This window comes from Streptomyces sp. NPDC049040, from assembly GCF_043197715.1.
In the GTDB taxonomy this organism is placed as follows: Bacteria; Actinomycetota; Actinomycetes; order Streptomycetales; family Streptomycetaceae; genus Actinacidiphila.
This window is the reverse complement of sequence record NZ_JBICTO010000001.1, coordinates 105,222-123,859: the sequence shown is the minus strand read 5'-3', so window position 1 is coordinate 123,859 and position 18,638 is coordinate 105,222. Positions and strand designations below refer to the sequence as shown.

The 18,638-nt window shown below is 73.7% G+C and carries 16 protein-coding genes and 3 tRNA genes; 12 read left to right on the top strand and 7 right to left on the bottom strand.

What is annotated here, in order from left to right:
* Positions 1 to 9 precede the first annotated feature (9 nt).
* From ACGFMP_RS00560 to ACGFMP_RS00540, 5 genes are all read left to right on the top strand, one after another.
* The gene (locus tag ACGFMP_RS00560) at positions 10 to 168 is read left to right on the top strand and encodes a hypothetical protein (protein ID WP_393669398.1); all 159 of its coding nucleotides are present in this window, start codon (positions 10 to 12) and stop codon (positions 166 to 168) included.
* Positions 165 to 632, top strand: coding sequence for a RidA family protein (locus ACGFMP_RS00555; protein WP_393669397.1), 468 nt, complete (start codon positions 165 to 167; stop codon positions 630 to 632). Before ACGFMP_RS00560 ends, ACGFMP_RS00555 begins: the two co-directional genes overlap by 4 nt.
* A gap of 334 nt (positions 633 to 966) precedes the next feature.
* Positions 967 to 2,016: an NUDIX hydrolase gene (locus ACGFMP_RS00550; RefSeq protein ID WP_393670277.1), complete on the top strand. Its 1,050-nt coding sequence runs from the start codon at positions 967 to 969 to the stop codon at positions 2,014 to 2,016.
* Positions 2,013 to 2,846, top strand: a complete 834-nt coding sequence (locus tag ACGFMP_RS00545; protein ID WP_393669396.1) for an MBL fold metallo-hydrolase — start codon at positions 2,013 to 2,015, stop codon at positions 2,844 to 2,846. Before ACGFMP_RS00550 ends, ACGFMP_RS00545 begins: the two co-directional genes overlap by 4 nt.
* Positions 2,843 to 4,063, top strand: a complete 1,221-nt coding sequence (locus tag ACGFMP_RS00540) for a cytochrome P450 (protein WP_393669395.1) — start codon at positions 2,843 to 2,845, stop codon at positions 4,061 to 4,063. Before ACGFMP_RS00545 ends, ACGFMP_RS00540 begins: the two co-directional genes overlap by 4 nt.
* A 13-nt stretch (positions 4,064 to 4,076) precedes the next feature.
* On the opposite strand, the gene ACGFMP_RS00535 is transcribed toward ACGFMP_RS00540, so the two are convergent.
* Entirely contained in the window at positions 4,077 to 4,871 is a 795-nt protein-coding gene (locus ACGFMP_RS00535; RefSeq protein ID WP_393670276.1) for a diacylglycerol kinase family protein, read from the bottom strand.
* Positions 4,872 to 5,065: 194 nt separating this feature from the next.
* Here ACGFMP_RS00535 and ACGFMP_RS00530 point away from each other — a divergent pair, with 194 nt between their 5' ends.
* Positions 5,066 to 6,349 carry an adenylosuccinate synthase gene (locus ACGFMP_RS00530; protein WP_393669394.1) on the top strand — a complete coding sequence of 428 codons (1,284 nt, stop codon included), beginning with the start codon at positions 5,066 to 5,068 and terminating at the stop codon, positions 6,347 to 6,349.
* Positions 6,350 to 6,433: 84 nt separating this feature from the next.
* Here ACGFMP_RS00530 and ACGFMP_RS00525 read toward each other — a convergent pair whose 3' ends face one another.
* Positions 6,434 to 8,326 (bottom strand): serine/threonine-protein kinase, encoded by a 1,893-nt coding sequence (locus ACGFMP_RS00525; RefSeq protein ID WP_393669393.1) that lies wholly within the window; start codon positions 8,324 to 8,326, stop codon positions 6,434 to 6,436.
* A 275-nt stretch (positions 8,327 to 8,601) separates the two neighbouring features.
* Here ACGFMP_RS00525 and ACGFMP_RS00520 point away from each other — a divergent pair, with 275 nt between their 5' ends.
* Both ACGFMP_RS00520 and ACGFMP_RS00515 read left to right on the top strand, forming a co-directional pair.
* Positions 8,602 to 9,294, top strand: coding sequence for a GntR family transcriptional regulator (locus ACGFMP_RS00520; protein WP_393669392.1), 693 nt, complete (start codon positions 8,602 to 8,604; stop codon positions 9,292 to 9,294).
* Between the two features lie 53 nt (positions 9,295 to 9,347).
* Positions 9,348 to 10,001, top strand: a complete 654-nt coding sequence (locus ACGFMP_RS00515) for a hypothetical protein (protein ID WP_393669391.1) — start codon at positions 9,348 to 9,350, stop codon at positions 9,999 to 10,001.
* A gap of 29 nt (positions 10,002 to 10,030) precedes the next feature.
* Here the strand turns inward: ACGFMP_RS00515 and ACGFMP_RS00510 are convergent, their stop codons facing one another.
* Positions 10,031 to 10,783 (bottom strand): SLATT domain-containing protein, encoded by a 753-nt coding sequence (locus ACGFMP_RS00510; RefSeq protein ID WP_393669390.1) that lies wholly within the window; start codon positions 10,781 to 10,783, stop codon positions 10,031 to 10,033.
* Positions 10,784 to 10,979: 196 nt separating this feature from the next.
* Between ACGFMP_RS00510 and purD the strand changes: the two genes are divergently transcribed.
* The 4 genes from purD to ACGFMP_RS00490 all read left to right on the top strand — a co-directional run bounded on the left by purD (position 10,980) and on the right by ACGFMP_RS00490 (position 17,570).
* Positions 10,980 to 12,245, top strand: a complete 1,266-nt coding sequence (gene purD, locus ACGFMP_RS00505) for a phosphoribosylamine--glycine ligase (protein ID WP_393669389.1) — start codon at positions 10,980 to 10,982, stop codon at positions 12,243 to 12,245.
* Positions 12,246 to 12,911: 666 nt separating this feature from the next.
* Positions 12,912 to 14,657, top strand: coding sequence for a hypothetical protein (locus ACGFMP_RS00500; protein ID WP_393669388.1), 1,746 nt, complete (start codon positions 12,912 to 12,914; stop codon positions 14,655 to 14,657).
* Positions 14,658 to 14,918: 261 nt separating this feature from the next.
* Complete coding sequence (locus tag ACGFMP_RS00495; protein ID WP_393669387.1) at positions 14,919 to 16,406, top strand: N,N-dimethylformamidase beta subunit family domain-containing protein; 1,488 nt, start codon at positions 14,919 to 14,921, stop codon at positions 16,404 to 16,406.
* 261 nt (positions 16,407 to 16,667) lie between these two features.
* The gene (locus tag ACGFMP_RS00490) at positions 16,668 to 17,570 is read left to right on the top strand and encodes a phosphoribosylaminoimidazolesuccinocarboxamide synthase (protein WP_393669386.1); all 903 of its coding nucleotides are present in this window, start codon (positions 16,668 to 16,670) and stop codon (positions 17,568 to 17,570) included.
* A 97-nt stretch (positions 17,571 to 17,667) separates the two neighbouring features.
* Here the strand turns inward: ACGFMP_RS00490 and ACGFMP_RS00485 are convergent.
* The 4 genes from ACGFMP_RS00485 to ACGFMP_RS00470 form a co-directional block, all read right to left on the bottom strand.
* Positions 17,668 to 17,740 (bottom strand) — tRNA-Gly (locus ACGFMP_RS00485).
* Positions 17,741 to 17,879: 139 nt separating this feature from the next.
* A tRNA-Gly gene (locus tag ACGFMP_RS00480) sits at positions 17,880 to 17,952 on the bottom strand.
* An 84-nt stretch (positions 17,953 to 18,036) separates the two neighbouring features.
* Positions 18,037 to 18,108, bottom strand: a tRNA-Gly gene (locus ACGFMP_RS00475).
* A 163-nt stretch (positions 18,109 to 18,271) separates the two neighbouring features.
* Entirely contained in the window at positions 18,272 to 18,589 is a 318-nt protein-coding gene (locus ACGFMP_RS00470) for an Lsr2 family protein (RefSeq protein ID WP_033177966.1), read from the bottom strand.
* Between the last annotated feature and the right edge of the window lie 49 nt (positions 18,590 to 18,638).

The following is an 18,638-nucleotide window of genomic DNA, read 5'->3' as shown; positions in this document are numbered from 1 at the left end:
AGTCGCGGCATGGCAAAGAAGTGGGAATACGCGACCGTGCCGCTGCTCGTGCACGCGACGAAGCAGATCCTGGACACCTGGGGCGAGGACGGCTGGGAGCTGGTCCAGGTCGTGCCCGGGCCGAACTCCGAGCAGCTGGTGGCGTACCTGAAGCGGGAGAAGGCGTGAGCGGGACTGTCGAGGCCCGGCTCGCCGAGCTGGGCCTGACCCTGCCCGAGGTGGTGCCGCCGCTGGCGGCCTACCAGCCGGCCGTACGGTCGGGCGATCACGTCTTCACCTCGGGGCAGCTGCCCATGGTGGACGGCAAGCTGCCGGCCACCGGCAAGGTCGGTGCCGACGTCACGGCCGAACAGGCGAAGGAGCTCGCCCGGGTGTGCGCACTCAACGCGCTGGCCGCGGTCAAGTCCGTTGCCGGTGACCTCGACCGGATCGCCCGGGTCGTCAAGGTCGTCGGCTTCGTCGCCTCCGACCCTGCCTTCACCGGACAGCCCGGTGTCGTCAACGGAGCGAGCGAGCTGCTCGGCGAGGTGCTGGGCGACAAGGGTGTGCACGCGCGCAGCGCGGTGGGCGTGGCGGTACTGCCGCTCGACGCCCCGGTGGAGGTCGAGATCCAGGTCGAGCTGCTTCCCTGAACAGTCCCTCCGGGGGTTTTTCGGTTTGTCCCTACCTCCCCGCCTGCCTGGCGGCCGTACGGCTGCTGCCTGCCGCCCTGCCGCCCTGCCGCCCTGCCGGGCATGGCTGCCGCCGGACGGGTGGCGGGGGCCCGCCGGTGGCTGTCGATACGGGTCCTGCTCACCGCGGGAGCGCCGCGGTGGGCCGCAGGTCGGGCCGGTTCCGGGCGCTGGCGCGGGTCGGTGGGCCGCGTGCCGGGCGGGCTGGGCGCGGGGGCGCCAGGGGCCGTCGGGGTCCGGGGGCGGGGAGGTCTCGAACATGGCGGCGGAGCCACGTAGGCTCCGGCGCATGAGCATGATGAGCGGCGCCGGGGTGCCGGCCGCCTGGCCGGAGCGCATCCGGGCGCTGGCCAGGGGTGAGCTGACCCCCGTGGTGCCGCGCCGTGCGGCCACCGTGCTGCTGCTGCGGGACACCGGGGAAGCCGGTGGCCCGGCCGTGCACATGCTGCGGCGCCGCGCGTCGATGGCCTTCGCGGCCGGCGCGTACGCCTTTCCCGGCGGCGGTGTCGACCCGCGCGACGAGCGGCCGGTGCGCTGGGCGGGGCCGCCGCTCGACCACTGGGCCGGGCTGCTGGGCGTCGCCCCGGCCGCCGCCCAGGCGGTGGTGTGCGCGGCGGTGCGCGAGACGTTCGAGGAGTCGGGGGTGCTGCTCGCCGGTCCTGACGGCGGCACCGTCGTGGCCGACACCACGGGCGAGGACTGGGAGGCCGACCGTGCCGCGCTCGTCGGCCACGACCTGGCCTTCGCCGACTTCCTGGACCGCAGGGGCCTGGTGCTGCGTACGGATCTGCTGCGGGCCGCCGCCCGCTGGATCACCCCGGAGTTCGAGGAGCGCCGCTACGACACCTGGTTCTTCCTCGCCGCGCTGCCCGCGGGCCAGCGCACCCGGGACGTGTCGGGCGAGGCGGACCGTACGGCCTGGCTGCGGCCCGCGGAGGCCGTCGCCGGCTACGACCGCGGCGACCTGATGATGCTGCCGCCGACCATCACCATGCTCCGCGACCTCCTCCCTTACGGGTCAGCCGCGGCGGCGCTGGCCGGCGCGTCCGGGCGTGACCTCGCGCCTGTCGTCGCCACGGCCACTGTGGACGCCGCCGGCAAGGTGGTGCTGACCTGGCCGGGCCACGACGAATTCACCCGCGTCGACCCGGAGGCCGCCGTCGCTGCCGAGGCCGCCGCCGGGCCCGAGGGCGCCGCCGATGTGGAGGCCGCTGCCGAGCCCGCCGCCGGGCCCGAGGCCGCCGTCGACGCCCAGGCCGCCGTCGGCCCCGACGCCCCCGTTGGCGTCCGCGCCGCCGTCGGCGTCGCAAGGAAAGACCCCGCCGAGCCGGGGGAGGCCCGGTGACCGGTGGTACGGTGCCCGGGCAGCCGCGGGCGGAGGTCGGCGGGTGGGCGACGGCCCGCGCGCTGTGCGTGCTCGCCCCGAACGCCTCGCCGATGACGCTGGACGGCACCAACACCTGGATCGTCGCGGAGCCGGACTCCCCGCTGGCCGTGGTCATCGACCCGGGACCGCTGGACGAGGCCCATCTGGCGAACGTCGTTGCCGTCGCGGAACAGGCGGGCAAGCGGGTCGCCCTCACGCTGCTCACCCACGGCCACCCGGACCACGCCGAGGGCGCCGCCCGCTTCGCCGAGCTGACCCGCAGCCCGGTGCGCGCGCTCGACCCGGCGCTGCGCCTCGGCGACGAGGGGCTGGCCGCGGGCGACACCGTGACCACCGGGGGCCTCGAACTGCGGGTCGTCGCCACCCCGGGGCACACCGCGGACTCGCTGTCCTTCCTGCTGCCCGCGGATTCCGCGGTGCTCACAGGGGACACCGTGCTGGGCCGCGGCACCACGGTGGTGGCCCATCCCGACGGCCGGCTCGGCGACTACCTGGACTCGCTGCGGCGGCTCCGGGCGCTCACCGTGGACGGCGGTGTGGACACCGTCCTGCCGGGCCACGGCCCGGTGCTCGGCGACGCCCGGGGCGTCGTGGAGTTCTATCTCGCCCACCGTGCCCACCGGCTCGCCCAGGTCGAGACCGCCGTCGAGTCCGGGCTGCGCACCCCGGCCGAGGTGGTCGCCCACGTCTACGCCGACGTCGACCGGGCACTGTGGCCCGCCGCGGAGCTGTCCGTCCGCGCCCAACTCGACTACCTGCGCGAACACGGACTCATCGAGCTGCCATGACCTCCACCTCCGCTGTCTTCGCCCCCCACTCCCGCGCTTTCGCGGCCGACCCGTACCCGGCGTACGAGGAGCTGCGTGCGGCCGGCCGCGCGCTCTACTACGAGCCGACCCGGCAGTGGCTGATCCCGCACTACGACGACGTCAACGCGCTGCTGCGGGACCGCCGTCTGGGCCGCACCTACCTGCACCGCTTCACGCACGAGGACTTCGGCCGCACCGGACCGCCGCCCGAGCTCGAACCGTTCACCGTGCTGAACGACAACGGCCTGCTCGACCTGGAGGCGCCGACGCACACCCGGATCCGCCGGCTGGTCGCCAAGGCCTTCACCCCGCGCACCGTGGAGGAACTGGCGCCCACCGTCAGGCGGCTGGCCGGCGAGCTGATCGGCTCCCTGCACGCCGACGGCGGCGGCGACCTGCACGCCCGGGTCGCCGAGCCGCTGCCGGTCGCGGTCATCGCCGAGATGCTGGGCATACCGCCGGGCGACCGCGACCTGTTGCGGCCGTGGTCGGCTGCCATGACCGGGATGTACGAGCTGAACCCGGGCGAGGACGCCGCCCGTGCCGCGGTGACGGCGAGCGAGGAGTTCTCCGGTTACCTGCGGCGGCTGATCGCGGCCCGCCGCACCGACCCGGGCGAGGACCTGATCAGCGCGCTGATCGCGGTCCACGACGACGGGGACGTGCTGAGCGAGCAGGAGATGGTCTCCACCTGCGTGCTGCTGCTCAACGCGGGCCACGAGGCGACCGTCAACAGCACCACCCTGGGCTGGCTGGCGCTCTTCCGGCATCCCGACCAGCTGCGGCTCCTCCAGGACGGCTCGGCCGTGCTGCGGGACGGCGTGGAGGAGATGCTGCGCTACGACACCCCGTTGCAGCTGTTCGAACGCTGGGTGCTCGACGACATCGAGGTCGGCGGCACGGTCATCCCGCGCGGCTCGGAGGTCGCCCTGCTCTTCGGGTCGGCCAACCGCGACCCGGCCCGCTTCGCCGACCCCGACCGCTTCGACGTCACCCGCCCCGCGGTCGACAACCGGCACGTCAGCTTCGGCGCGGGCATCCACTACTGCCTCGGCGCCCCGCTGGCCCGCCTGGAACTCGAGGCCTCCTTCGGCACCTTCCTGCGCGACGCCCCCGGGATGCGGCTGGTGTCGGAGCCGCGCCGGCGGCCGAACTACGTGATCCGCGGGGTGGAGGAGCTGCTGGTCAGCTGGTGAGCCGGGCCGCCGGTCAGCGGCGCGGCACCGTCAGCCGCCATGCCCCGGGCTCCACGGTCCACGTCCTGCTCCGTACCGGGCCGGTGATCGCCGAGTCGGCGCGGTAGCGGAAGTCGCGCCCCGAGACGGTGATGGTGCGGGCCCTGGCCCGTACGTGCGAGGCGCCCTCGGTGCGGCGTACGTAGACCTCGGCGAAGCCGGCCGGGGCCGGGCGGACCGAGATCTCCTGCACCGGCTGGTCGAGGTCGGCGAGCAGCACACCGTCCGCCTCCACCCGCAGCCGTTGCAGCCGGGGCGGCTGGTGGCCGTTGACCGGTATCGGCGCGGTCAGGGTGCGGACCAGCGAGCGGGCGGTCTTCTCCACCGGTGTCCACCAGTGCGCGGCGGTCTGCGAGACCGGGCTGCCGCAGGGGATGCTCAGCGCGCCGAGCACGATGCCGCCGCTCTCGTCCACCAGCAGGTCGAGTTCGCGCTGCGCGCCGTCCAGCACCGCGCGGGCCGCGGCCGGCACGTCGCCCGGCACGCCGAGCGCGCGGGCCAGCGTCGAGCGCGGCCCGATCGGCACCAGCGAGACCGGCGCGTCGTGCAGGGTCCTGTCGCGGTGCAGCGAGCGCACGGTACGCAGCAGGGCGGCGTCGTCGCCGAGCACGACGGGGTGCCGGCGGCCGCGGTGGGCCAGCGCCTTCTCGGCCTCCTCCGCGGACTCGGGGAAGACGATCTTCACCGAGGGCGCGCCCGCGCACAGGACATCCCTCGCGATTCGCACGGACTCGCCGTCGGTCGCGCGTGCTGCCGGATCGATGACCAGCAGCAGGGGCCACCCCCGGATGGAGTCCGGCGGAGGATGCCCAGGAGGGTGAGCCGACACCTTGGTCCTTCCTCAGGTAAAATCTCGGTGCAAGAGCCCCTTGCGCCTTTGCGTCAGGGGCTTCGTCTATTCCGGGGCAGGTTCGACGGCTCTCTGCACGTTGGACATGCCCCGCCCGGAAGGGGTGTACGCCTGTGCCCGCACTTGTGCTGCTCGGTGCTCAGTGGGGTGACGAGGGCAAGGGGAAGGCCACGGACCTGCTCGGCGGCTCCGTCGACTACGTGGTGCGTTACCAGGGCGGCAACAACGCCGGCCACACGGTGGTCGTCGGCGACCAGAAATACGCACTGCATCTCCTCCCCTCCGGCATCCTGTCACCTGGATGCACTCCGGTGATCGGCAACGGTGTCGTCGTCGACCCGGCGGTCCTGCTCTCCGAGCTGAGCGGACTCGACGAGCGCGGCGTGGACACGTCCAAACTGCTGATCAGCGGTAACGCCCATCTGATCACGCCGTATCACCAGACCATCGACAAGGTGACGGAGCGCTTCCTGGGCAACAGGAAGATCGGCACCACGGGGCGCGGTATCGGCCCGGCCTACGCGGACAAGATCAACCGGGTCGGCATCAGGGTCCAGGACCTCTTCGACGAATCGATCCTCCACCAGAAGGTCGACGCGGCGCTCCAGGACAAGAACCAGGTCCTGGTCAAGATCTTCAACCGGCGGGCGATCAGCACCGACCAGGTCGTCGAGGAGTACCTCGGCTACGCCGACCGGCTCAGGGACTACGTGACCGACACCGCGCTGGTGCTCAACCAGGCGCTGGAGGACGGCAAGGTCGTGCTGATGGAGGGCGGGCAGGGCACGCTCCTCGACGTCGACCACGGCACCTATCCCTTCGTCACCTCGTCCAACCCGACCGCCGGCGGGGCCTGCACCGGCAGCGGTATCGGCCCCACGAAGGTCACCCGGGTGATCGGCATCCTCAAGGCGTACACAACGCGTGTGGGTTCCGGACCGTTCCCCACCGAGCTGTTCGACGAGGACGGCGAGCGACTGCGCACGGTCGGCCACGAGTTCGGCGTCACCACCGGGCGCAACCGCCGCTGCGGCTGGTTCGACGCGGTCATCGCCCGCTACGCGACCCGCGTCAACGGCCTGACCGACTTCTTCCTCACCAAGCTGGACATCCTCACCGGCTGGGAGCGGATCCCGGTGTGCGTCGCCTACGAGGTCGACGGCCGCCGGGTGGAGGAACTCCCCTACAGCCAGAGCGACTTCCACCACGCCAAGCCGATCTACGAGTACCTGCCGGGCTGGTCGGAGGACATCACCAAGGCGCAGACCTTCGCCGACCTGCCGAAGAACGCGCAAGCCTACGTCAAGGCGCTGGAGGAGATGTCGGGCGCGCCGATCTCCGCGATCGGGGTCGGCCCCGGCCGCACCGAGACCATCGAGATCAACTCCTTCCTCTGAGCGTTCGCAGCGACCCGAGAGCCCCGCACACCCTGGGTGTGCGGGGCTCTCGGGCGTCAGCGGCCGGTGCCGGGAGGAGCGGGGTCAGCCGACCTTCTCGTACGTCAGCGGCGTCTTCTCGCCCGCGACGCCGGTGCGTTCGATGTGGGTGTCGTCGATCAGCGTCAGCGTGCTGCCCGTGCCCGAGGTGCAGGAGGAGGCGGGCTTGCTGCTGACGATCACCGACGGGCTCAGCTTGGCAGGCGGCCCCTTCTCGACGACCGACATCGACCACTCGCAGGTGTAGACGGTGTCGGTGCCGTCGGCGCGCGAGCCGCTCAACTCGACCCTGCCGTCCTCGTGGATCGTCAGGGTGCGGTTGTCGTAGATGCCCGGCGGGATGCGGGTCGAGGACTCCCAGACGCCGACGAAGCCGTTCGGCGGCGCGACCGCCATCATCGGCGCGGGCGGGGGCGTGCTCGCCGACTCGGTGGGCGTGGCGGTCTGCGAGGGCGTCGCGCTCGGCGTGGTGGCAGTGGGGGTGGCGCTCGTCTCGGTGGCGGTGGGAGCCGGCGGGCTGGTCTGCGGGGCCGTCGTGGGCCCGCTCGTGGCGGTGGCGGTGCCCTGGGTGGCCTGCGGCGCGTCGCGCGCCGCGCTGCTGTTGTCGTTCGCCTTGACCAGGACGTAGGCGGTGCTGCCGCCCGCGACCACGGCGAGCAGTGCCAGGACGGCGACGAGCACGCCGCGCCTGCCGCGCCGGGGGCCCGTCGGTTTCTGCACCGCCGCCGGTGCGCCCGGCCCGCTGCCCGGCGGGGGAGCGGCCGCGCCCTGCGCTCCGCCGGTGCCCTGGTCCTGCGCCGTGCCCTGGTCCTGGGCGGCCGTGCCCTGGTCCGGTGCCGGCTGCTCCATGGCCGCGGGCTGCTCCGTCACCATGGTCCCGCCGCCCGCACCCGCGGCCGCCTGGAGCACCTGCCCGGCCGGCGTCGCGCCGCCGGACGCCGCCTTCGCGGCCACGGCAGGCGGCTGCGCGGCGGCGGCCACGGAGTTCTCCGCCTCGACCTCGGCCTCCGCCTCCAGCTCCAGCAGCTCCACCGCGCGCCGCCCCAGCTGGGCGACGATCGCACCGGGCAGCCACGGCTCGACGCGCCCGGCGGGGGTGTCCTGCGGCGCCTCGTCCGAGGCGTCCTCGATCAGCTCCAGCACCCTGTCGAGCGACGGGCGCAGCTCCGGCTCCTTGACCAGGCAGGCCGTCACCAGGGCGCGCAGGCCGTCGGGCACCTCCTCCAGGTCCGGCGGCTCCTGCACGATGCGGAACATCTGGGCGTGCACGCCGCTGCTGGCCGCACCGAAGGGCTGCAGCCCGGTGGCGGCGTAGGCCAGGACCGAGCCGAGGCAGAAGACGTCGCATGCGGGGGTGACCCGGTCGCCGCGCACCTGCTCGGGCGACATGAAGGCGGGGGAGCCGACCATGGCCCCCGTGTAGGTGAGCGTCGCGGAGCCGTCGGCGACGGTCTCCAGGGCGCGCGCGATACCGAAGTCGATCACCCGGGGGCCGTCGATGGTGATCATCACGTTCGACGGTTTGAGGTCCCGGTGCACCAGGCCCGCGGTGTGGATGTCGGCCAGCGCGTGGGCGAGCCCGGCGGCGAGCACCGTCACCGAGCGCTCGGGCAGCGGCCCGTACTCCTTGACGACCTGCTGCAATGACGGGCCGGCGACGTAACCGGTGGCCACCCAGGGGATCTCGGCCTCGGTGTCGGCGTCGAGCACCGGCGCGGTCCACGCCCCGCCGACCCGCCGGGCCGCCACCACCTCGCGGCGGAAGCGGGTGCGGAATTCCTCCTGGGCGGCCAGCTCGGCGCGGACCAGTTTCACCGCGACCGTGCGGCCCCGCTCGGAACGGGCGAGGAAGACCCGCCCCATGCCGCCGGTGCCGAGCCTGCCGAGCAGCCGGTACGCACCGATCCGCTGCGGATCCTCCGCTCTGAGCTGCTCCATACCGTCTCCCCCGCCCTGTTCCGCCTCCCGGACCCCAGAACGAAGAATAGGCATATGAACGCCATGGGTTACCAGGTGGTCAGACACCGGTAGGGGTGAGCGTCTCCTTCCGGTACTGCCGCGTGCCGTTCCGCAACCCGGGAGACCGGCTTCCTGGGGCGCGCGTGCCGGGCGGCACGCCCTTCCCGGGCGCACCGCGCCCCGCCCCGCCGTATCGTGTGCGGCGGGTGCGCGGCGGGAAGCCACCCCCAGCCGCGACGCGACAAGGAGACGGGATGCCGGAGGTCGGCGGTCCTGCCACGCCGGTGCGGCGCAGCAGCCTGCGCCAGCAGATCGCCGACGCCCTGCGCGACGAGGTGCTGACCGGCAGGCTCCAGGCCGGGCGCCACTTCACCGTCAAGGAGATCGCCGAGCTCTACGGCGTCTCGGCGACCCCGGTCCGCGAAGCACTGGTCGACCTGGCCGCACAGGGCCTGCTCGAAGTCGAGCAGCACCGCGGCTTCCAGGTGCGCAGGCTGACCGCGGCCGACTTCCGCTCGCTCAGCGCGGCACGGCTCTTCATCGTGGAGGCGGCCTTCAGGGACATGGCCGAGCGCGGCATGGGCGACCTGCCGCCGGCGGCCGTCGCCTCCGTACGCCGCCGCGCCGAAGCGGCCGCCCACGCCGCGCGGGCCGGCAGCCTCGACGTCCTCGTCGGCTGCGACCTGCGCTTCTGGCGGGAGCTGACGGCCATCGGCGGCAACCCGCACATCTGCGAGTTCCTCGACCGGATCCGCACCCAGACCTGGGTCTACGCGGTGCCCCACCTGCGCGCGCTCAGCGACCCCGCGGGCGTCTGCTGGGCCGGCCACGTCGCCCTCGTGGACGCCGTCGCCGCCCGCGACACCGCGGCCGCGCACCTGCTGACGACCGAATACGACCTCCACACCCGCGCCCTGATCGAGAAGCTGGCCCCCGCACGCTCCTGACGTGACCGGCACGGCCGATTTACGCTGTACGCCCCCGACCGGATGGAGTGTTCGTGGCCTGCGACCTGTGGCTGGTGCCGCTGGTGGACGTGCTCTGCCACAGCCCGGAAAACCCGTTCTCCGAGGAACTCGCCCGCTACGACAAAGCGCTGAGCGACGCCGGACAGCCGCCCGTACCGGTCTACGCCTACATGCCCGGCCTGTCAGGCGACGTCGGACCCGTCGCCTGCTTCGACTACGACGCCCTGCACTTCCTGCGCCGCGCCTACCTGCTCAGCCTCCAGGGCCTGGAAGTCTCCCCGGTCGACGCGCTCGGCGGCGACTACGAGCAGCTGCTCGAGATGTTCGAGGCCACCGCGCAGCGCTCGCACCTGGTCTGGCACTACGACCACGCCGGTGCCTACGTGCCGCTGGACTTCCCGCACCCCGTCGTCAGCGACGAACTGCTCGAAGGCGGCGGACCGCTGGGCTCCAGCCACGGGCTGCTGCGCGAGCTGGAGTTCGTCGCCCCCGCCATCGGCATCGACCCGGCCAACCCGCCCCTCCCGCCGGCCCCGCCGGACCGCCACACCACCCTCGAAGAGCCCGCCCTCCAGCCGCCGACCGGCCTCGACGGCCCCTTCGCCCGCGAACACCACGTCTGGCTGGGCCTGCACGCGGCCGCGACCCGCTCGCTGGGCCAGGGCTCGATGATCGTCTTCAGCTGAGGCCGCTCCCCACACCGGCCCCTGCCCGCTCAGCCCTGCCGGGGGTTCTCCGGCGGGCGCTGGCGCGGCATGTTCGGGCGGGTGCCCGGGCGGGGGAGCCGCGGGAGGCCGGGGGCATCCTGCCGGGAGGGCGACCACGCGGGGGACTGGGTGCGCAGCGGGGTGCCCGACGTGCGCGAACCGAAGTCCAGCATCCAGTCCGCGGTCTCCGTCCGCACCAGGTCGGCGACGTCGTCGCAGAAGCGCCGCAGGATCGCCAGACAGCGCTCCGCCGCCTCCGCCGCGGTGCCCTCGGTCGGGCCGAGCACCTCCCGCACGCTCTCCGACGCCCAGTCGAAGCGCAGCTGCTCAAGGCGCCGCTCCACCCCCTGCGCGGTGCCCACGTCCCGCATCCAGCCCGCGGTCAGGCCCAGCACCCGGTCCACCGCCACGCACGCGGTGGCCAGCAGCAGCGCCAGATAGCCCCAGGTCACCGTGGCGCCGCCCGAGCCGGTCAGCTCGACCAGCGGCATCGCCGCGCCCGCGGCGGCCGAAAGCACCGCGCCGCAGCGCAGCACGCGGGCGCCGCGGCGCTTCCACACCCGCTTCCGCAGATACCAGTCCGTCGTCCGCAGGGCGCCGGACTCCGCCCAGCGGTAGAGCTCCTCAAGGCGCTCCGCCGGCTCGCCCCAGTCGCCCAGCGGGAAGGGTAGCGCCCGCAGGTCCTCGTGCTGGTGGTGCAGGGCCCGCCGCTCAGGCTCCTCCCGAGGGGCTTCCTCGGGAAACATGTCCGGCTGGCTCACTGCACGCTCCCTCGATGGCTTCCGGCGCTTCCCGGCCGTGATGAAGGTCTCTTCTTAGCGCCGAACGGCTGAGCGTGGGGTGGGTAAGGCGGCATATCCGCCCGTACGGGCCGCGTGATCAGGTATAGGCCGCCGAATACGGTCACCCGAAAGAGTGAGGGCGGCCGGTGCCCGCACGGGCACTACCCTGGTGCGCGTGAAGGTCCTTGTCATCGGCGGCGGCGCCCGCGAGCACGCCCTGTGCCGTTCCCTGTCCCTCGACCCCGACGTGACGTCGCTGCACTGCGCCCCCGGCAACGCCGGAATCGCGGAAGTGGCCGAGCTGCACGCCGTCGACGCGCTCGACGGCGCCGCCGTCGCCGGGCTCGCCGCCTCGATCGGGGCGGACTTCGTCATCGTCGGCCCCGAGGCCCCGCTGGTCGCGGGCGTCGCCGACGCCGTACGGGCGCGCGGCATCGACTGCTTCGGACCCAGCCGGGAGGCCGCGGCACTCGAAGGGTCCAAGGCCTTCGCCAAGGACGTCATGGCCGCCGCGGGAGTGCCGACCGCCCGCAGCTACGTCTGCACCAGCGCCGAGGAGATCGACCGGGCGCTCGACGCCTTCGGCGCCCCCTACGTCGTCAAGGACGACGGGCTCGCCGCCGGCAAGGGCGTCGTCGTCACCGGCGACCTGGACGCCGCCAAGGCGCACGCCCTCGCCTGCGTGGCCGCACCCGGCAGGGTGGTCATCGAGGAATACCTCGACGGCCCCGAGGTGTCCCTCTTCGCCGTCACCGACGGCGAGACCGTCGTACCGCTCCAGCCCGCCCAGGACTTCAAACGGGCACTCGACGGCGACGAAGGGCCCAACACCGGCGGCATGGGGGCCTATTCGCCGCTGCCGTGGGCGGACCCGAAACTCGTCGACGAGGTCGAGCGGACCGTGCTCCAGCCCACCGTCGACGAACTGCGGCGCCGCGGCACGCCCTTCGCCGGCCTCCTCTACGCCGGGCTCGCGATCACCTCGCGCGGCGTGCGGGTCATCGAGTTCAACGCCCGCTTCGGGGACCCCGAGACGCAGGTCGTCCTGGCCCGGCTCAGGACGCCGCTCGCCGGGCTGCTCAGGGCCGCCGCCACCGGGCAGCTCGCCGCCTACCCCGCGCTGCGCTGGAGCGAAGGCGCCGCGGTGACGGTCGTCATCGCGTCGTACAACTACCCCGACACGCCGCGGACCGGCGACCCCATCACGGGGCTCGACACCATCGCGGAAAAGGGCGGCCACGCCTACGTCCTGCACGCCGGGACGCGGCGTGAGGACGACGGGCGGGTCGTCAGCGCCGGCGGTCGCGTCCTCTCGGTGACCGCCACAGGGGCGGACCTCGCGGTCGCCCGCGAGCGCGCCTACAAGGCGGTCGACTGCGTGGCCCTCGACGGTGCGCACCACCGCACAGACATCGCTGCCGCTGTGGCGGCCGGGGCCTGAGCCCTCCGGGGGTGGCTCGCGGCCCCCGGACCCCGTTCCTTCGCGGTTCCTCGCGCCCCTGCCGGGGGTTTTGAGGGGGTGCCCCCTCGTGTGCGTTTGCGGGCTGCGGGTGGGTTGTGGCTGGTCGCGCCGTTCCTCGCGCCCCTGAAAAACGCTTGCCCTCCGAGCGTGCATGCGCGCGCCTGCGGCGTCCGGCCTCCAGGGCTTCGCCTGGGGGGCGCCCCCTGTGCTGCCTGAGAACGCTTGCCCTCTGGGCCTTCCTGAGCATGCGGCGTTCGTGGCTCCAGGGCTTCGCCTGGGGGCGTCCCCAGCGCTGCCTGAGAACGCTTGCCCTCTGAGCCTGCGGCTTACGGCCCTCAGGCTGCGCCTGTCGTGACGGCCGGGTGGGGCTGAGGGGGGCGGGTCGGGGAGGGGGCTCGGCGTTCGGTGCGGGGGTGGCGCTTGGGTGGTGGGGTGGGGGGGAGTTTGGGGGGAAGCCACTCCAAGGAGTGATGGGTGGGCCGTACGGGTGACTGGTCCGCGGGGGCGAACTAGGGTGCCGCGAAGGCGCACTGCGGGACATTGCGGCAATCAGCCGTACGGCCATTGCGATGTCGGTGGGCGGTGCGACAGTGGGGGGAGGCCGTCACCGGGGCGGTCGCCACAGCGCAGGGGGTGAGGCGCCCGATGGCTGGAGAAGCAGGCGAGGCAGTGGCGCGGACCCGCGCGCTGGCGGTGCTGCGGATTCGCGGTGCCGCGCTCGGCGCGGTGCTGCTGCCGGCGGCGGCCGCGGTCGTGCTGCAGGTGGCCGCGGTGACCGGGCGGATCGGCGGCGGGGCGTGGGATGGCGTGCGCTGGGGCGTGACGGGCGTCGCGCTCGTCGTGCTCGCGGTGTCGGCGGCGGTGGCCGCGGTGATCGTGCGGGCCAAGCCCGCGGTGAGCCCCGCGGTGCCGGTGTCGGCCGCGGCGGCCCCCGACCTGCACCGGATGGTGCAGGACCTGGCGGAGAAGTTGCAGGTGCCGCTGCCGTCCGCGATAGAGCTGACGCCGGACTGCGACAGCTGGCTCGAGGACCGCAGACCGGCGGCGGGTGAGGCGGACCGCCGCCCCGCACCGGTGCTGGTGATCGGCTCGCCCTTTCTGTGGTGGATGCGGGTCGCCGAGCTGCGGGCGCTGCTGGCCCCGGTGGTCGCGGGCACGGGCGCCGCGGCCGACCCCGAGATATACGCGGCCCGCCGCTTCGTGCGGGGCCTGGACGCGGCGGCCGGCGTCGCGACGCGGGGAAGGCAGCAGCGCCCGGTGCTGCTGCGGCCTGCGTACGGCTTCCTTGGCTGGGCCGCCCGGCTGCTGCTGCGCGGGTGCAGCGGGCATGTCGCGGAGATGGAGCGGGGTGTGGCCGCGTCCGCGTCCGAGCGGGCGCAAGCGGTCGACTACGGGCTACGGATCGTCGCCCAGGAGCAGGTCGGTCTGGCGTACGCGGGGTGGGACCGGCTGCTGACCCGGGTGGCGCTGCCTGCGTGGCGGATGGGCCGCTGGCCGTCCCGGCTGGACGCGGGTGTGGTCGCCGCGCTGACCGAGCTGTCGCGCCGCGACCGGCTCGCGGACGGTTTCGAGACCAGGCTCGGCGAGCGGCCCGCCTGCGACCTGCTCGAAGAGCCGGGCCTGGTGGACGAGGCGGTGTCGCTGCTGGCGGCCCGGCTCTTCCACGGCGGCCCGCGCAGGACCGGGCCGGACTGGGCGCCGGTGAGCTGGGCGCGCTATCCGGAGGAGGTCGTGGACCGGATCTGGCGGGTGGAGGCCTCCCGGCTGATACGCGTGCTGGACGAGGTGCGGCCGGCTCCCCGCGCCCGGGTCGGGGGCGGCGGGCCCGACGAGGCCGGCGGCCCTGCGGAGGCGGCGCCGGCCCCGGCCCCGGCCCCGGCGTTCGGTTCGCACGGGCGCGGTCTGCTGCTCGGCGGCCGGGCGGTCCGCGGTACCGCGGACCGCGGAGCGGTCCCTGCGCTGCGGGACGAACCGGGCCGGGCCACGCTGGCGCGGGTGATCGACCGGCTCGCGGCGGGCGGCAGCGAGGAGCTGGCCGCGCGGATCGGGGCGCTGGTCGAGCAGGACGAGGCGGCCAGGGCCGCCGCCCCGGTGGCGGCGTCCGCCGAGGAGATACCGACGCCGGTCTACCAGCTGCTGCCGCCCAGGACGGGGCGCGAGCTGCTCGCCGACCACGTCACCGCGATGGTGTGCTGCGCGGCCGTGGACACGGCGGGCGCGGGCGCCGGGCTGGATTGGCTCGACGGCCCGGCCCTCGTCGTGGACGGCGCCCGTCGCAGCGACCTCGGCTGGCCGGTGCTGCGCCTGGTGGAGAACGGCGACGCGGCACCCTTGCGGGCGTGGCTCTCGGCGCTCGGGGTCCACGCGGAGAAGTCCGTCCGGCTGGCGTAGCCCGCCCCCGCGCGGGCGGCGAACCGCGCGTGCCCGCCGCCCCGAGGCGGCCCTGTCCGCCCGGCGACGGGTCTCCGTGAGCCTGTGGGCGTCCCACGGCCGGGCGTGACTGAAAAGTGCGCCTCGGTGACATCGAATCGGTGCATATTTTCACCACGAACGGTGACAGCGGTGCCGCATTCTGTGATGTGCTTGCCTCGTACCGCACCATTGCCCCGGCGTCTTCGGCGGGCGGCGCGGTGGGGACGGAGGGGAAGAGCGATGGGCACGGATCCGATCAGGCGGTGGGAGTCCGGCGCGCTGGCGCACGGGGTGTCGGATCCGTTCGGGCAGGGTCCGCTGCCATGGCTGCGGGGTGAGCCGGAGTATCTGGGCGACGAGGGGCAGGTCGTGCCGTGGTACGTCGACCTGGCCGCGAGCAGCGGACAGGCGCCGCGCCGGCCGCATCTGCCGGGGCCGCGGACGGCCGACGACGTGCGGCGGCAGATCAAGGGGTTCGCTTCCGCGGGCGCGGTGTCGCCCGGTCAGGCGATCGACTTCCGGATCACCGTGGACCCCCCGCAGGAGTTCACCGTCGACGTCTACCGCATCGGGCATTACGGCGGTGACGGGGCCGCCCAGGTCAGCGCCAGCCCCCGGCTGTCGGGCATCGTGCAGCCGGCCCCGCTGGCGGCGGGAAAGACGATTTCCTGCCACCACTGGTGGCAGTCCTGGCGGCTCCAGATCCCGCCGTACTGGAAGACCGGCGCCTATGTCGCCGTCCTCACCACCGTCGACGGCTACCGCAGCCATGTGCCCTTCACCGTGCGGGACCCCGCGGCCGCCGCGGACCTGCTCCTGCTGCTGCCCGACGTGACCTGGCAGGCGTACAACCTGTATCCCGAGGACGGCAGGACGGGCGCCAGCCTCTATCACGCGTGGGACGAGGCGGGCCGGCTGCTCGGCGAGGAGGAGGCGGCGGGGACGGTGTCCTTCGACCGGCCCTACGCCGGCGCGGGCCTGCCGCTGCACATCGGGCACGCCTACGACTTCGTGCGGTTCGCCGAGCGCTACGGCTACGACCTGGCGTACGCCGATGCCCGCGACCTGCACGCGGGCCGGGTCGATCCCGCGCTCTACCGCGGCATGGTCTTCCCCGGCCACGACGAGTACTGGTCGGTGCCGATGCGCAGGGCCGTGGAGTCGGCCCGCGACCTCGGCACATCGCTGGTCTTCCTGTCGGCCAACACCATGTACTGGCAGGTGGATCTGGCGCCCTCGCCGGCCGGCGACGCCGACCGGCTGCTGAGCTGCCGCAAGCCGCGCGGCGACAGCAGGGGCCGCAGCGGGCTGTGGCGCGACCTGGGCGAGCCGGAGCAGCTGCTGCTCGGCGTGCAGTACGCGGGCCGGGTCCCGCAGCCGTCGCCGCTGGTGGTGCGCAATGCCGGGCACTGGCTGTGGGAGGCCACGGGGGCGGCCGAGGGCGACACGGTGGACGGCCTTGTCGCCGGTGAGGCGGACCGTTACTTCCCGCGTACCGCACTGCCCGAGTCCACCGAGCGCATCCTGCTGGCGCACTCCCCGTACGAGTCGGCGGACGGCCGCCGCTGCCACCAGGAGACATCGCTCTACCGCTCGCCCAGCGGCGCGTACGTCTTCGCGTCGGGCACCTTCGCCTGGTCGCCCGCGCTGGACCGGCCGGGCCACGTGGACGCGCGTATCCAGCGCGCGACGGCCAATCTGCTGGACCGTATCTGCAAGCACGACTGAAGCGGCGCCCACAGGCGCGGCAGACGGCCCGCAGACCACCCGCACGCCCTGCCGGGACGGCCCCCGCACCCGCGGGCGGGCCACCGGCGCGGAACCCGCGCCGGGCCCGCCGGGGAAGCTGCGGGGAGCCGGCGGGGGGTCGGCGGGGGGTCGGCGGGGAATCTCCTGGACCCGGCCGGGAAACCCCGCGGTCCCGGCGCGCCCCGTCCCTCCCGGTACGCGAGAATCAGGGGCTGAACCACTGATTGGGGAGGACGACCGATGCCCGGATTCGTCGACAAACCGGAGCCGGTGCAGGTGCCCGGACTGGTCCATCTGCACACCGGGAAGGTGCGCGAGCTGTACCGCAACGAGGCGGGCGACCTGGTGATGGTGGCCAGCGACCGCACCTCGGCGTACGACTGGGTGCTGCCCACCGACATCCCCGACAAGGGCCGGGTGCTGACCCGGCTCTCGATGTGGTGGTTCGAGCAGCTGGCCGACCTGGTGCCGAACCACGTCCTGTCCACCGACGTGCCCGAGGGCGCGCCCGCGGACTGGGAGGGCCGGACGATGGTGTGCCGGTCGCTGACGATGGTGCCGGTGGAGTGCGTGGCGCGCGGCTATCTGACCGGCTCGGGGCTGCTCGAATACGACGAGTCCCGCACGGTGTGCGGCCTGGCGCTGCCCGAGGGCCTGGTGGACGGCTCCGAGCTGCCCGCGCCGATCTTCACCCCGGCGACGAAGGCCGACGTCGGCGACCACGACGAGAACGTGTCGTACGAGGAGGTGGCGCGCCGGATCGGCGCCGAGACCGCGACCCGGCTGCGGCAGTTGACGCTCGCGGTCTACGGCAGGGCGCGCGACGTGGCCAGGGAGCGCGGGCTGATCCTGGCGGACACGAAGTTCGAGTTCGGGCACGACGCGCAGGGCGAGCTGGTCATCGCGGACGAGGTGCTGACCCCCGACTCGTCCCGCTACTGGCCGGCCGACCTGTGGGAGCCGGGACACGCGCAGCCGTCGTTCGACAAGCAGTTCATCCGGGACTGGCTGACCTCCGGCGCGTCCGGCTGGGACCGTACGGGCGACGCGCCGCCGCCGCAGCTCCCGGCCGAGATCGTCGAGCAGTCCAGGGCGCGCTACATCGAGGCGTTCGAGCGGCTGACCGGCACCCCCTGGTCGTAGCCCCGCCGGCGGCACAGCCGGGCCGACGCGCGGCCCGCCCCGCCGCACCGCCCACGACGAAGGCCCCGGTCACGATGACCGGGGCCTTCCTCTTCCGAGCGGACGACGAGATTCGAACTCGCGACCCTCACCTTGGCAAGGTGATGCTCTACCAACTGAGCCACGTCCGCAGGTCGTGCAGATACTGTACCCGATCGGGCTGGTGGGCCGGAAACAGGTATCCGCGGGCCCGCGGATCGCGGCACCACGCGAGTACGACGCAGGCACGAGGAAGGCCCCGGTCGCGATGACCGGGGCCTTCTTCTTCCGAGCGGACGACGAGATTCGAACTCGCGACCCTCACCTTGGCAAGGTGATGCTCTACCAACTGAGCCACGTCCGCAGGTCGTGCTGACCACTCTACCCGACGCGCCACATGTCAATGACCAGTGGCCAATGACCGTGACGCTTTCGCGTTGGCGATCGGAGCGGGCGACAGGAATTGCACACTGCGCCTCCCCCCTGGAAGGGGGGCGCTCTACTACTGAGCTACACCCGCATGTCCGTTGACCTGGCCTTTCGGTCCTGCCCTCGGCGTGCTCCACACACTAGCGGACAGGTGGGGGTGGCTGTCCAGTCGGCAAGGACCGGCCGTGTCGCCGCGGTGGCGGGTGTGCGGCCGGTCCTGGCGGAGCCGGCCGCGCACCTCAACTGCGGTGCGTTCAGCCCGCCTTGTTGAAGGCCTCGTAGACCTTCTTGGGAATGCGGCCGCGGGCGGGCACCTCGAATCCGTTCGACTGCGCCCACGCCCGCACGGTCGCCGGGGTGGGCGCGATGGGGGTGCGCTTGTAGGCGCGGCCGGAAAGCGTGCGGCGGCGACCGGCTTCGACGTAGGGCGCCAGCTCGTGACGCAGTTTGTCCGCGTTCTCGGACGAGAGGTCGATCTCGTACCACTGCCCGTCGACGCCGAATGCGATCGTTTCCGCGGCCTCGCCGCCGTCGAGATCATCGGCGAGGGTGACCAGTACGCGTTGCGCCATGGGAATCGGTCCTTTCGTACGCCGCCGGCATGTCGCCGCGATGACCGGC

What these genes read in the sequence shown, in the direction of transcription:
- ACGFMP_RS00560 (WP_393669398.1), top strand. Translation starts at nt 10, where the DNA reads ATGGCAAAGAAGTGGGAATACGCGACCGTGCCGCTGCTCGTGCACGCG.
- ACGFMP_RS00550 (WP_393670277.1), top strand. Translation starts at nt 967, where the DNA reads ATGATGAGCGGCGCCGGGGTGCCGGCCGCCTGGCCGGAGCGCATCCGG.
- ACGFMP_RS00540 (WP_393669395.1), top strand. Translation starts at nt 2,843, where the DNA reads ATGACCTCCACCTCCGCTGTCTTCGCCCCCCACTCCCGCGCTTTCGCG.
- ACGFMP_RS00525 (WP_393669393.1), bottom strand. Translation starts at nt 8,326, where the DNA reads ATGGAGCAGCTCAGAGCGGAGGATCCGCAGCGGATCGGTGCGTACCGG.
- ACGFMP_RS00520 (WP_393669392.1), top strand. Translation starts at nt 8,602, where the DNA reads ATGCCGGAGGTCGGCGGTCCTGCCACGCCGGTGCGGCGCAGCAGCCTG.
- ACGFMP_RS00500 (WP_393669388.1), top strand. Translation starts at nt 12,912, where the DNA reads ATGGCTGGAGAAGCAGGCGAGGCAGTGGCGCGGACCCGCGCGCTGGCG.
- ACGFMP_RS00495 (WP_393669387.1), top strand. Translation starts at nt 14,919, where the DNA reads ATGGGCACGGATCCGATCAGGCGGTGGGAGTCCGGCGCGCTGGCGCAC.
- ACGFMP_RS00490 (WP_393669386.1), top strand. Translation starts at nt 16,668, where the DNA reads ATGCCCGGATTCGTCGACAAACCGGAGCCGGTGCAGGTGCCCGGACTG.
- ACGFMP_RS00470 (WP_033177966.1), bottom strand. Translation starts at nt 18,589, where the DNA reads ATGGCGCAACGCGTACTGGTCACCCTCGCCGATGATCTCGACGGCGGC.